The organism is Sulfitobacter geojensis (assembly GCF_000622325.1).
Classification (GTDB): domain Bacteria; phylum Pseudomonadota; class Alphaproteobacteria; order Rhodobacterales; family Rhodobacteraceae; genus Sulfitobacter; species Sulfitobacter geojensis.
This window is the reverse complement of sequence record NZ_JASE01000005.1, coordinates 671581-684864: the sequence shown is the minus strand read 5'-3', so window position 1 is coordinate 684864 and position 13284 is coordinate 671581. Positions and strand designations below refer to the sequence as shown.

Here is a 13284-nt window from a genome sequence, read left to right as displayed (position 1 = left end):
GCGTTACTTCCCGCGCCCGACCTGACGACAGATCAGAATCACCGGCAACAATCCCATCGCGACGATTACCAGGGACGGCACCGCCGCCCCGTCCAACCGCTCGTCGCTTGCCAGCCGATATGCTTGCACCGCCAATGTGTCAAAATTGAACGGCCGCATGATCAACGTCGCTGGCAGTTCCTTCATCACATCGACGAAAACGATCAGCAGCGCCGTCAGCAAAGACGGGGCCAAAATCGGCAGGTGCACACGGCGCAATGTGCCCACCGGTGTCTGCCCCAAGGACCGTGCAGCCGCGTCCATATTGGCATGCACCATCGCCTGCCCGCCCTCATACGCACCAAGCGCTGCCGCCAGAAACCGCACCATATAGGCCGCAATCAACAGCCAGATCGAACCGGTCACCAACAACCCTGTCGAAATATCAAAGGTACTGCGCATCCAGGCATCCAGCGCGTTGTCGAACATCGCGAAAGGTACCATCAGCCCGACGGCGATCACCCCGCCCGGCACCGCATATCCCAGCCGCGCGATATAACCGGTGCTGCGCGACACGCGACCGGGCCGCAGCCGCTGGAAAAAACCGACAGCAACCGCCGCACTTACCGTGACCACCGCCGCAATCCCCGCCAGTGTCAGCGAATTGCGAATGAACCCCAAATATCGCGGACTCAGCAGGTTCTGCTCTGACCCCAGCCCCATGCTGAACAGCACAAATACCGGCAATACCGCGCCGAACAACACCGGCACACCGCACAGCACCTGCGCAAAAATCGCGTTCCAGCCGGTCAGTTCAATCGGCGCCATCTGTTGCGCCTGCCGTGCGGGATCGTGGTATTTCGCACGCCCCCGTTGCATCCGCTCCAACATGGCGAGCAACAGCGCGAAACTCAGCAGACACAGTGCCAGCTGCGCCGCCCCCGTCCGGTCAAACAGGGAAAACCACGCGGTGTAGATCCCCGTGGCAAAGGTCTGCACGCCGAAATACGCCACCGTGCCGAAATCGGCGATGGTCTCCATCACCGCCAGCAACACGCCTGCGGCAATCGCCGGACGCGCCAGCGGCAGGCTGACCTTGAAAAATGCCGCCCAGGGGCTTTTACCCAAGGCGCGCGCAGCCAGAAACGTCGTGCCGCTTTGCTGCAAAAACGCCGCGCGGGCCAGCAGATAGACATAGGGGTACAGCACCAGCGTCAACATCAACGCCGCCCCGCCCAGCGACCGGATATCAGGGAACCAATAATCGCGCGGCCCCCAACCCATCACATCGCGCAGGGTGGTCTGCACGATGCCGGGATGGTCCAGCACATTTGTATAGGCATAGGCCAGCACATAGGCCGGAAAGGCCAGCGGCAGCACCAGCGCAACTTCCAGCAGCCGCGCCCCTGTAAACCGCGTCATCGTGACCAGCCACGCCGCCCCGACACCAATGCAAAACGTGCCCAGCGACACCAGCAAAACCAGCGCCAGCGTGGTACGGGTATACTCGCCCAACACCGTATCCACCAGATGGCGCACCGTATCGGTGCCCCCGCCAAAGGCCGCCAGCCCCACCGCAATCATCGGCAGCGCACAGACCGCAGCCGCAAAAATGGCGATCACCGACAGCCCGCGCAGCCCGTCGCGGGGTTTCGTAGGGCGCAATGCTGGCTCGGTGGTAGAGGTCATGCCTCTATTTCGATGATTTCAGTCAGGATTACCAGAGGGCGCGCTAGTCGTAGCTGCGCTGATCTTCGATCACCAACCCGTCCTTGGGCAAACTACCGGGTTCGACAATCACGATCTGCCCCTTCAGCTTCAGCAACTGCGCCACGGAATGCCCGTAAACTTCGGCATCGCCGCCGGCACTTTCGATATGCACGGTCATCACATCCTGTTCGCTGGCGCGGCTGGCCACAACGCGTGCCTTGGTAATTTCATCATGATGCGCGACCAATGCGGCCACCTGTTCGGGGCGCACAAACATGCCCTTGATCTTGGTGGTCTGATCCGCGCGGCCCATCCAGCCCTTGATGCGCCGGTTGGTACGCCCGCAGGGCGATGCGCCCGCCATGATCGCCGACAAATCCCCCGTCGCGAACCGGATCAACGGATAATCCGCATTCAACGTGGTGACGACAACCTCGCCCACCTCGCCTTCTGCCACCGGATTGCCCGTACCGGGGGTTACGATCTCTACGATCACACCCTCGTCCAGAATCATCCCCTCCATCGCAGCGCTCTCATACGCGATGTTGCCCACATCCGCCGTGGCATAACACTGCAAACAGGAAATCCCGCGATCGGTATAGTACTGGCGCAAAGACGGGAACAGCGCACCGCCGCCGACCGCCGCCTTGGTGATGCCCAGGCTCACGCCCATTTCGTCGGCTTTCTCAAGAATGATTTTCAGGTAATCGGGCGTACCTGCATAAGCCGTTGTGCCAATATCGCGTGCCGCTGTCACTTGCAGTTCGGTCTGGCCCACACCGGCGGGTAACACCTTGGCCCCGACCGCGCGCGCACCACTTTCAAACATATGGCCCGCAGGCGTCAGGTGATAGCCGAAACAGTTCTGCACAATATCATGCGCGTCCAGTCCTGCCGCATGCAGGAACCGCCCCATGCGAAACCAGTCGTGGCTGCTGCCGCCGGGTTCATAAATCGGCCCCGGTGATTGAAACACATGTGTGATGTTGCTCACGTTGATCCCGCCAAACGGCGGCTGCTCTTTTTGCAGCTTCGTCAGGTCGGATTTGCGCATCACCGGCAGCTGCGCCAGCCCTGCCAGATCGGCCACTGGGGCGTGGCCCACACGGGCCAGTTGCGCGTTCAACGCCTCCAGCTGGGCAGCCTCACGTGCATCCGCGCTGCGGGTCTCTAGGTCGTCAAAATAGGTCTCGGCCATGGCAAGTCTCTTCTCAGGTAAACGCAATCCGTTGGGGGGCCGTTGGATAGGCCGTAGGGCGGGGTTCACCCCGCCAGCCCGCTCAGGACAGCCAGCGCTTGCGCCGACGATAGGACCGCACATCGCGGAAGGATTTGCGCCCCTCATCCGACATGCCCAGATAGAATTCCTTAACATCCTGATTTTCACGCAGATCGGCGGCAGGGCCGTCCATCACGACGCGCCCGGATTCCAGAATGTAGCCGTAATGCGCAAAGCGCAGGGCCACATTGGTGTTCTGTTCCGCCAGCAAAAAGGTCACGCCTTCCTTTTCGTTGATCTCTTTCACGATGTTGAAAATCTGTTCGACCAATTGCGGGGCCAGACCCATGCTTGGTTCATCCAACAGGATCGTTTCGGGTTTGGACATCAACGCACGCCCCACGGCACACATCTGCTGTTCGCCGCCCGATGTATAACCGGCCTGTGATTTGCGCCGCTCGCGCAGGCGCGGGAAATAGTTGTAAACCATCTCGAGGTCGGCCGCGATTGCGCCCTTGCCGTCAGCGCGGGTATAGGCACCGGTCATCAGGTTTTCCTCGACCGTCAGGTGTTCAAAGCAATGACGCCCTTCCATCACCTGAACAACGCCTTGCTTCACCGTTTCGGCAGGATCCGCATGCGCAATGTCCAGTCCGCGATACTTGATCGACCCTTTGGTCACTTCACCGCGTTCGCTGGCCAACAGCCCCGAAATCGCCTTTAGCGTCGTGGTCTTGCCCGCGCCATTCCCGCCCAAAAGGGCCGTGATGCCCCCTTTGGGTACGTTCAGGCTGACGCCTTTCAACACAAGGATCACGTGGTTGTAGATCACTTCGATATTGTTGACCTCCAACACGTTATCGACCTGTGTCTCGGCGGCTTTTACGTCATCCAGCATCGGGCAAACCTTTGTTTGAAATTCTTGGTAGGCTCGGGCGCGACCAATGCCGCGCCCGAGCAAAAGCGCGCTTAGTTACAGCTGCTTTCGATGTTGTTTTCTGCCGCATATGCCGCAGAATCCTCAGCGATCAGCGGGCCGACCACATCTGCATCTGTTTCGGCAAAGTTGGAGATCAGCGACCATGTCTTGGACGATGCATCCCACTGCGTCACACCCACAAGGCCGTCACCGCCGTGGTTCGCACAGGACACGTCAAAGCTTGGACCAAAGTTCGGCAAGCCCAGTTCGGCCATCTTCGCTTCGGTGATCGACAGGGCTTCCATCCCGTCACGCATCTGCGCGGCGTTGATGTCTGCGACACCGTGGATTTCCTGCGCCGTTTTCACAGCTTCCGCTGCCAGCATCGCAGCATAGAGACCACGGTTATACAAAACCGTACCGATCTGATCGCCCGCACCGGCGGCATTGCCTGCGTCCACAACGTGCTTCTGGATGTCGTCAAACACGGGGAAATCAGACCCAACACCGTGGAACGTCAGCGCCTTGTACCCGTTCGCTGCGTCACCCGCTGCAAGAACATCGTTTTCAGAACCGGACCACCAGATGCCGATGAAGTTTTCCATCGGGAACCGAATGTTCGCCGCTTCCTGAACCGCAACCTGGTTCATCACGCCCCAGCCGTACATGATCACGTAATCAGGCTTGTCCCGACGGATTTGCAGCCACTGGGATTTCTGCTCCTGACCGGGGTGGTCGACCGGCACTTCCTTGAACTCGAAACCGTGCTTGGCGGACAGTTCCTGAAGCGTGCGGATCGGCTCCTTGCCGTAGGCAGAGTTGTGATAGACCAGCGCAACCTTCTTGCCCTTCAGGTCACCACCGTTTTCGCCCAGCAGATAGTTGATCGCGCCTGACGCACCGTCCCAATAGTTCGCAGGATAGTTGAACGTGTGGCTGAACGTGTCGCCGTTCTTGGCTGATGTCCGGCCATAACCCATCGTGTGCATCGGGATGCCATCAGCGGTGGTTTTGGGGATCAGCTGGTACGTGATACCGGTGGACAGCGGTTGATAGACAAGGCTGCCTTCGCCCTTGGTGGACTCGTAACACTCAACACCCTTCTCGGTGTTATAGCCGGTCTCGCATTCGATAACCTTGGTCATCACACCGCCAATGCCGCCATCACGGGCGTTCAGCATGGTGAAATAATCCGCATAGCCATCCGCAAACGGGATACCGCCCGCCGCATAAGGGCCTGTGCGATAGCTGAGTGACGGGAATACAAGATCCGCCATAACGGGGCTTGCTGCCATCATCGTCGCGACGGCCATTGTACCTAGTTTATATTTCATCGGTGTTTCCTCCCAGAATGTTATCCGATTTCCGTAGGGCGGGGTTCGCCCCGCCTTCACAACAGGATTTTCCCTGCCTTCTTTCATGTGCCTCACCCTAGTGCGGGAAAGGCCACAATCTCAATTTCTCTTTCGCCACACGCCACAGCTGCGCAATCCCGTGCGGTTCTGCGATCAGGAAGACAATGATCAACCCGCCCACAACAACCAGCTGCAAATGCGCCACGATATCTGTGGGCCAACCGAACCAGTCCACGCCAACAACCTTCAGCGCGACCGGCAACAGCACCAGAAACGCCGCCCCCGCGAAGGAGCCAAAGATGCTGCCAAGGCCGCCGATGATGATCATGAACAGAACAAGGAACGACTTGGTGATGCTAAACGCCTCACCCACTTCGACCGCACCCAGATAGACGGCAAAGAACAACGCGCCCGAAATCCCGATAAAGAAACTCGACACAGCAAAGGCCGTCAGTTTCGCTTTCAGCGGGTTCACCCCGATGATCTCGGCGGCGATGTCCATGTCACGGATCGCCATCCATTTACGCCCTGCTGCGCCGCGCGTCATGTTGCGGGCAATTACCGCGCTGACAATCGTGAAGAACAGACAGAACATATAAGTCGCCCAGGCCGGTGTGCTGGGTCCGGTGATCAACACCCCGAACAAATCGCGTTCCGGTGCCGAAATCTGACCCGAGGCGGAATAGTTGTAAAACCACGCCACGCGGTTGAACAACCACACCAGAAAGAACTGCGCCGCCAGTGTCGCCACCGCCAGATAGAACCCCTTGATCCGCAAGGACGGCAGACCGAACAACACCCCCACAAGCGCGGTCATCACCCCGCCCATGATCACAGAGAAAAAGATATTGAACTCCGGCAGCCGGAACAGCAATTCGCCGCCCCACCAGATGTCCACGCCGGTCATGAACTTGTAACAGCTATACGCCCCCACCGCCATAAACCCGCCTGTGCCAAGGCTAACCTGCCCGCAATAGCCCACCAGAATATTCAACCCCAAGGCCGCAATCGCGTAGATCAGGAAGGGCAACAACAGCGAGTTGGCCCAGTAGTCGTTGATCACGAACGGTACGATCACAATCGCGATGAACAACACCACGTAATAGCGATACCGGTCGAATTTGATCGGAAAGGTCTGTTGGTCGTCAGCATAGGTCGTGCTGAAATCGCCTGCTTCACGGTAGAACATCAGTTGCGCGCCCCTGCTTCATCTTGCCAAATTAACTCCGGTGTCTGGGGCTGGCCCCAGTCCGGCATCACGAAATCAAACACGCTCAATGATCTTCTCCCCGAACAAGCCCTGCGGACGGAACACCAAGAACAAAAGCGCCAGCATATAGGCAAACCAGTTCTCTGTCGCACCACCAAGGAACGGCGCACCGATCAGGAATTCAAACAGCTTCTCACCCACACCGATGATCAACCCGCCGACAATCGCACCGGGGATGGAGGTAAAGCCCCCCAGCATCAGCACCGGCAGCGCTTTCAGGGCGATCAGCGACAGCGAGAACTGCACACCCGATTTCGCGCCCCACATGATCCCTGCAACCAGCGCGACAAACCCCGCCAGCGACCAGACCAAGATCCAGATAAAGTTCAACGACACACCAACCGACAGCGCCGCCTGATGGTCATCCGCCACAGCCCGCATCGCGCGGCCCTGCTTGGTGTATTGCGCGAATATGATCAGTCCCGCCACCAGCACCGCCGCAACAATCGTCGCTACGATATCAAGGTTGTCGATGAAAAAGCCGTAGCCCAGCGCCTCATAGGTCGTGCCCTCAAGCCACATGTTCATACCCTGCGGCAAACAGGCCCCCTCGGCGGCACAGACGTTCAGCGCCTTCAGTTCAGACCCCCACATCAGATCCGCCACCCCTTCAAGGAAATAGGCCAGACCGATGGTCGCCATGAACAGGATGATCGGCTCCTGCCCGACCAGATGTTTGAACACGAACCGTTGCACCGCCCAGGCCAGCGCAATCATAACACCAACCGTCAGCGCAATCGCGAGGAAGGAATGCACATGCCAGCCAAAGTGGTGCACATCAGTCCCGAAAATCGCGTTGATCAGATGCGCAAACGGCACCTGGCCGTTCTGGATGCCCACCAGCGTCATCGCCGCAAAAAGCGCCATCACGCCCTGCGCATAGTTAAAAATGCCGGAGGCTTTGTAAATCAGCACAAAGCCGAGAGCCACAAGCGCATAAAGCACCCCGGCCATCAGCCCGTTGGCAAAAACCTCGATCGTAAAGGCGAGTTGTTCGTTCATTGGAATGCTCTCCGATATGCTGCGCTGCGGCGGTGCACAGGGGGTGCACAGGGGGTGCACGTCCGGTGCACGGCGGACTCCGGTCCAAAATCAGTCATGCGCAACCCCCAGATAGGCATCGATCACATCCTGATTTCCGCGCACCTCATCCGGTGTGCCGTCGCCGATCTTTTTGCCGTAATCCATCACAACCACACGGTCGGACAGGTCCATGACCACGCCCATATCATGTTCGATCAGCGCGATCGTCGTGCCGAATTCGTCGTTCACATCCAGAATAAAGCGGCTCATGTCCTCTTTTTCCTCGACGTTCATCCCCGCCATCGGTTCATCCAGCAACAGGATCGACGGCTCAGCCGCCAGTGCCCGCGCAAGTTCAACGCGCTTTTTCAAACCATAAGGCAAACGCGCCACCGGCGTCTTGCGAATGGCTTGAATTTCAAGAAAATCGATAATCTTTTCAGCGACTTCACGGTTCTCGACCTCTTCGGCCTCCGCCTTGCCCTTCCACAAAGACTGGGCAAACAAACCCGCCTTCATCTGGGTCAAACGGCCCGTCATCACGTTGTCCAGAACGCTCATCCCCTCGAAAAGGGCGATGTTCTGGAACGTGCGGGCGATCCCCTGTTGGGCCACCTCGAACGGCTTCATCGCGGGCCGGCGCGCGCCCTTGTACCAGACCTCGCCCTCCTGCGGGACATAGAACCCCGAGATGACGTTCAACATCGACGACTTACCCGCGCCGTTCGGCCCGATGATCGCGCGGATTTCGCCCTCACGAATATCAAAAGAGATATCCTTGATCGCCTCAACCCCCCCGAATCTCAGGGTAATATTCTTCATCTCCATCACAACAGGCCCAATGGTGCGCCCGTCCGCGGTGACATAGCTGTCAGCAGTATCTTTCACGCCGCCCCATCCTTCATCTTGCAAACTAAACTCAAGACCACCGCCGCAACCGGCACTACACCTGCACTCATTGCGCGGCCATCCGCTGCGCAACCGGCATCACCTTGGCGTCGCGCACTTCCAGCGTTGCCTTGATGCTGCCCTTGCGCCCGTCTTCATAGGTCACTTCCGTCTCGGTACTGATCGACTTCGATCCATCGTACAGCGCGGTAATGATATCATCATATTTCTCTTCAATAATCCGGCGGCGGACCTTGCGGGTGCGGGTCAGCTCCCCGTCATCCGCATCCAGTTCCTTGTGCAGGACCACAAACCGGTGGATCTGGCAGCCCGACAGCATCTCGTCTTGCGCGACGCTGGCGTTCACCTCTTCCACATGGCTCTGGATCGTATCCATCACCTGCGGATGGCGCGCCAGTTCCTGATAGGACGCATAACCGATGTTGTTGCGCTCCGCCCAGTTTCCGACCGCTGTTAAGTCGATGTTAATAAATGCTGTGCACTCATCCTTCCCATTGCCGAAAACCACAGCCTCCAGAATGTTCGGGAAGAATTTCAGCTTGTTTTCAACATACTTAGGCGCAAACAGCGATCCATCTGCCATTTGTCCCACGTCCTTTGCACGGTCGATAATGCGCAAATGGCCAGAGCTTTCTTCGATGAAACCCGCGTCCCCCGTGGCAACCCAGCCCTCGGCATCCTTGGTGTCTGCCGTGCTTTCGGGGTTCTTGTAGTACTCCACAAAGACGCCGGGCGAGCGATAGAAAACCTCGCCATTCTCGGCAATCTTCAGCTCCACACCGGGGCAGGTCACGCCAACCGTATCGCTGCGCACCTCCCCATCGGGTTGCGCCGTGATGAAAACGGTCGCTTCGGTCTGGCCATAAAGCTGCTTGAGGTTGATCCCGAGCGAGCGGTAAAAATCAAAAATCTCAGGCCCGATCGCCTCACCGGCGGTGTAGCCCACGCGCACTCGGCTAAAGCCCAATGTGTTCTTGAGCGGCCCATAGATGAACGCCTCGCCCAGCTTGTATTTGAACCGGTCCCACTGGCTGACGCTCTTGCCATCCAGAATATCCGGCCCGACCTTGCGGGCGTGGGCCATGAAGGTGTCGAACAGCCATTTTTTCATACGGCTGGCGTCTTCCATGCGGATCATCACATTGGTCAACTGCGTTTCGAACACGCGGGGTGGGGCGAAATAATAGGTCGGCCCGATTTCACGCAGATCCACATGCATGGTGTCCGCGGATTCAGGGCAATTCGTGCAGAACCCTGTCCACAGCGCCTGACCTACGGAAAAGATAAAATCGCCGACCCAAGCCATTGGCAGATATGCCAGAATTTCGTCGGTTTGACGCAGGTCATCAAACTCCGACGACGACTTGGCCGTTTCGATAATATTGCGGTTGGACAGCACTACACCCTTGGGCTTGCCGGTCGTACCGGAGGTATAAAGCATCACGCCGGTGCTATCATAATCCAGCTTCGCCTGACGCGCCTCCAGCTCCTTGATGTGCTTGTCACGCAGTTGCCGGCCGATTTCCTGCACATTGGAATACTGCTTCATCGCGCCGTGGTCGTATTTGCGCAAGCCCCGCGGATCGAGGTAAATCATCTGCTCGAACTCGGGCAGCTCTTCTTGCACTTCCAGAATTTTATCGACCTGTTCCTGATCCCCGACGATGGCAAAACGCGCCCCGCAGTGGTTCATCACATAAGCCATCTCTTCGGAGTTGGCGTCCTGATACAAGGGCACAGGCACCGCACCACACATCTCCGCCGCCATCATCGCCCAGTACAGATAGGGCCGGTTGCGCCCGATGATCGCAACAAAGTCGCCTTCGTTGATGCCCATCTCCATCAGGCCAAGCGCCAGCGCCTCGACCTCATCGCGGGTCTGGCTCCAGGTCCAGCTCTGCCAGATGCCGTATTCTTTCTCGCGATACGCCGGTGCGTTCGCAAATTGCGTTGCATTACGATGCAGTAGCGCCGGAACGGACCCAAGTCCGTCGGCGCGCGTCAGTGGCGTGGCCAAAGTTATTTCCTCCCTAACCTGCCGTTTTTGGCAGGGTCGATCGCTTTTTGCGATTCTCACACCCAACAGGATGATGGCTTCACCCTGAAGGTCAACTTTTTCCTGAATTTTTCGCAATCCTATCGAATTGTAACAGGGTGCCAAACACCGCCCGTTTCTCTTTGCACGCCCCCCCGAGGGTGCTAGCGATAAAGGCGGAGGACAGGATGCAGATTAGCGACGAACAAGCCAAAGCGATGACCAGCGCCGGGTTGAACCTGATCGCGCAGGCGCTGACAATCTATGATTCCGATCTGAAACTTGTCGTCTCGAACGCACCCTTCCAGCAGATGTTCAACCTGCCAGACCGGCTTGTCACCCCCGGTGCCCCGTTCGAAGACACCATCCACCATCTTGCCACACGCGGCGAATATGGACCGGTGGAAGATGTCGACAGTTTTGTCACCGAACGCACCGATCAGGCCCGCGCCTTCATCCCCCATTACATGGAACGCACCCGTGCCAACGGGCGCACGATCAGCGTCGAAGGGTCGCCATTGCCTCAGGGCGGTTGGGTCAGTGTCTATACCGATATCACCGCCACGAAACGGCAGGAAGAATTGCTCAGCGCCCGCTCCGACGCTCTGTCGGATCAGGTGCTGGCCCACACCGAACAGCTTGCCGCGACCAACCGTGAACTGGCCGCGATGATCACTACGCTGGAAGAAACACAACGCCAGCTTACCGCATCAGAGGCGCGTACCCGTCTGACCACCCAGATGATGCCGGCCCATATTGCGCATGTAGATGCACGCGGACACTACACGTTCTCCAACAACAGACTCTCCAGCGTCTTTGCCGGCCGCCCAAGTGATATCGTCGGATTGCACATCAGCGCGGCCCTCGGGGCCTCGGCCTATGACCGGATCAAACCGGCGCTCAGCGATGCCTTCGGGGGCATTTCGACCCTCAAAGAATTCACCGATGACACCTCGGCCCGCCGCATCCGCGTGGCCTTTACCCCTGATACGCTGGGCGGTGCCTATATTCTGTCGATGGATGTGACCGAGGAAACCCAAACCCGCGAGGCCCTGCAACAAACCCGCAAACGCGAGCTGGCCGCACAGATAATTTCCGGCCTCGCGCATGATTTCTCGAACCTGCTGACGATCATTCTGGGGATGCAATCGCGCATCTTGCGCCTGCCCGATGTGCCGCCACAGGCGCTGGAACTGGTCAACGGCACCCTTGCAGCGGCGCGGCGCGGCGGGACCCTGCTCAGTTCCATCGGCGATGTCACCGGCCCGCGGGCCCAGCGCCCCACAGCCACCGATCCGGCGGGCGTGCTTAGCGATCTTGCAACACTGGCACAACCGGCCCTGCCCGACGGCATGACCCTGACAATCAAAAACAACGCCCCCGATCAGGCTGTCCTGCTGGACAAGGGGCATGTGACCGACAGCCTGCTGAACCTGATCCTGAACGCCCGTGATGCCTGTGGCGCGACCGGCCAAATCACCGTCACCCAACAGGTCGTCAACGAAACATGGATTGAATGGACCGTGCAGGATACCGGCCCCGGCTTTTCGCCAAACGCCCTCGAGCGCGGCATCGATCCATTTTTCACCACCAAAGGCAGCGAAGGCGGCGGGCTGGGCCTGTCGATGGTTTACGACATGACCAAATCTGCCGGCGGTGATCTGCGCCTGCGCAACGGTGATACCGGTGCCCATGTCACCCTGCGCCTGCCGTATCGCGCGGCCCTGCCGGCCACCACCGGCCTTGCCCTTTTGGTCGAGGATGACGGCGATATCCGCGCCACCGTGCGCGATCTGCTGATGCATCTTGGCCATTCCGTCATCGAAGCCACCAGCGCAGACGAGGCCACCGCGCTGCTTGCCGATCTGCCCGACATCGCGATGATCCTCTCCGATATCCAACTGGTGGGCGAGGCTACCGGCCTTGACCTTGCCCAGCGCAACGCTGGCCGCGTGCCAATGCTGTTGATGACATCCCTCCCCCCCGACAACGCCCTGTTTCGCACCGGTCAACAACTTGCCCCCGTACTGCGCAAACCCTTCACCGCGGATGACCTCGCGGCGCTCATCACCCCAGCTTGCGAGGCCCCGCAATGACCCGACCCTTGGTGACTATCCTTGACGACGAACCCGAAATCCGCACTCTTCTGGCGGATGCACTCGAAGAGGCAGGGTTTGACACCCTCAGCTTCGGCCGCGCCCGCGCGTTCGAGGCGGCGCTGGCCAAACACACGCCCGATGTCTGCCTCGTCGATCTCAGCTTGCCCGACACCGACGGGTTAACACTGGTGCACCGCCTTGCCCTTGAACTGGGCGCGGTAGTGATCATCATCTCGGGCCGCGCCCAGGTGCAGGACCGTGTGACCGGCCTTGAACTGGGGGCCGATGATTACATCATCAAACCTTTCGACCCCTCCGAAGTTGTCGCCCGCATCCGTGCCCGCCTGCGCAGCCCCAAAACCGCAACCACCACCAGCAACACGGCAAGCTTCAACGGCTGGACCGCCTTTTTCGACCGTTACGTTCTATGCGATAGCCAAGGCACCGAAGTCCCCTTTTCCCACGCCGAAAGCGAAGTGCTGCGGTTGTTTCTGGAAAGCCCCAAACGCCTGATCAGCCGCACCCAAATGCAAGAAAGCCTTGGTGGTGCTGCCTCTGAATCCTTTGATCGCGCCATGGATGTGCGCATTTCGCGGCTGCGCACAAAACTGCGCGAAGACCCTAAAAACCCGCGCCTGATTAAAACGATCTACGGTGCCGGATATATCTTTCTGGGCGATGTCAGCTGGCAGTAGCCCGCGCTTCCTTGCGCGCCACCCGCCAAACAGGTTTCTTCTCTTTTTGGCCTTAAATGCTGTGGGGGGTC

Annotated in this window: 10 protein-coding genes; 2 read left to right on the top strand and 8 right to left on the bottom strand. The window is 58.9% G+C overall.

What is annotated here, in order from left to right; translation table 11 throughout:
• Positions 1–3: 3 nt before the first annotated feature.
• The 8 genes from Z947_RS0105375 to Z947_RS0105340 all read right to left on the bottom strand — a co-directional run bounded on the left by Z947_RS0105375 (position 4) and on the right by Z947_RS0105340 (position 10401).
• Positions 4–1668, bottom strand: coding sequence for an ABC transporter permease (locus Z947_RS0105375; RefSeq protein ID WP_025043295.1), 1665 nt, complete (start codon positions 1666–1668; stop codon positions 4–6).
• 43 nt (positions 1669–1711) lie between these two features.
• A complete protein-coding gene (locus Z947_RS0105370) occupies positions 1712–2887 on the bottom strand; it encodes a phenylacetate--CoA ligase family protein (protein ID WP_025043294.1) in 1176 nt (391 codons plus the stop codon).
• 82 nt (positions 2888–2969) lie between these two features.
• The gene (locus Z947_RS0105365) at positions 2970–3806 is read right to left on the bottom strand and encodes an ABC transporter ATP-binding protein (protein ID WP_025043293.1); all 837 of its coding nucleotides are present in this window, start codon (positions 3804–3806) and stop codon (positions 2970–2972) included.
• 71 nt (positions 3807–3877) lie between these two features.
• Positions 3878–5161, bottom strand: coding sequence for an ABC transporter substrate-binding protein (locus Z947_RS0105360; RefSeq protein WP_025043292.1), 1284 nt, complete (start codon positions 5159–5161; stop codon positions 3878–3880).
• A gap of 97 nt (positions 5162–5258) precedes the next feature.
• Positions 5259–6371, bottom strand: a complete 1113-nt coding sequence (locus Z947_RS0105355; RefSeq protein WP_025043291.1) for a branched-chain amino acid ABC transporter permease — start codon at positions 6369–6371, stop codon at positions 5259–5261.
• 75 nt (positions 6372–6446) lie between these two features.
• On the bottom strand, positions 6447–7454 hold the full coding sequence (locus tag Z947_RS0105350; RefSeq protein WP_025043290.1) for a branched-chain amino acid ABC transporter permease: 1008 nt from the start codon (positions 7452–7454) through the stop codon (positions 6447–6449).
• A 90-nt stretch (positions 7455–7544) separates the two neighbouring features.
• The gene (locus Z947_RS0105345) at positions 7545–8363 is read right to left on the bottom strand and encodes an ABC transporter ATP-binding protein (protein WP_025043289.1); all 819 of its coding nucleotides are present in this window, start codon (positions 8361–8363) and stop codon (positions 7545–7547) included.
• 67 nt (positions 8364–8430) lie between these two features.
• A complete protein-coding gene (locus Z947_RS0105340; protein ID WP_025043288.1) occupies positions 8431–10401 on the bottom strand; it encodes an AMP-binding protein in 1971 nt (656 codons plus the stop codon).
• 206 nt (positions 10402–10607) lie between these two features.
• On the opposite strand from Z947_RS0105340, the gene Z947_RS0105335 reads away from it, so the two are divergent.
• Positions 10608–12515, top strand: coding sequence for a PAS-domain containing protein (locus Z947_RS0105335; protein WP_025043287.1), 1908 nt, complete (start codon positions 10608–10610; stop codon positions 12513–12515).
• Positions 12512–13213: a response regulator transcription factor gene (locus Z947_RS0105330; protein WP_025043286.1), complete on the top strand. Its 702-nt coding sequence runs from the start codon at positions 12512–12514 to the stop codon at positions 13211–13213. Before Z947_RS0105335 ends, Z947_RS0105330 begins: the two co-directional genes overlap by 4 nt.
• The last annotated feature ends 71 nt before the right edge of the window (positions 13214–13284 follow it).

What these genes read in the sequence shown, in the direction of transcription:
- Z947_RS0105330 (WP_025043286.1), top strand. Translation starts at nt 12,512, where the DNA reads ATGACCCGACCCTTGGTGACTATCCTTGACGACGAACCCGAAATCCGC.
- Z947_RS0105375 (WP_025043295.1), bottom strand. Translation starts at nt 1,668, where the DNA reads ATGACCTCTACCACCGAGCCAGCATTGCGCCCTACGAAACCCCGCGAC.
- Z947_RS0105350 (WP_025043290.1), bottom strand. Translation starts at nt 7,454, where the DNA reads ATGAACGAACAACTCGCCTTTACGATCGAGGTTTTTGCCAACGGGCTG.
- Z947_RS0105355 (WP_025043291.1), bottom strand. Translation starts at nt 6,371, where the DNA reads ATGTTCTACCGTGAAGCAGGCGATTTCAGCACGACCTATGCTGACGAC.
- Z947_RS0105365 (WP_025043293.1), bottom strand. Translation starts at nt 3,806, where the DNA reads ATGCTGGATGACGTAAAAGCCGCCGAGACACAGGTCGATAACGTGTTG.
- Z947_RS0105360 (WP_025043292.1), bottom strand. Translation starts at nt 5,161, where the DNA reads ATGAAATATAAACTAGGTACAATGGCCGTCGCGACGATGATGGCAGCA.
- Z947_RS0105370 (WP_025043294.1), bottom strand. Translation starts at nt 2,887, where the DNA reads ATGGCCGAGACCTATTTTGACGACCTAGAGACCCGCAGCGCGGATGCA.
- Z947_RS0105335 (WP_025043287.1), top strand. Translation starts at nt 10,608, where the DNA reads ATGCAGATTAGCGACGAACAAGCCAAAGCGATGACCAGCGCCGGGTTG.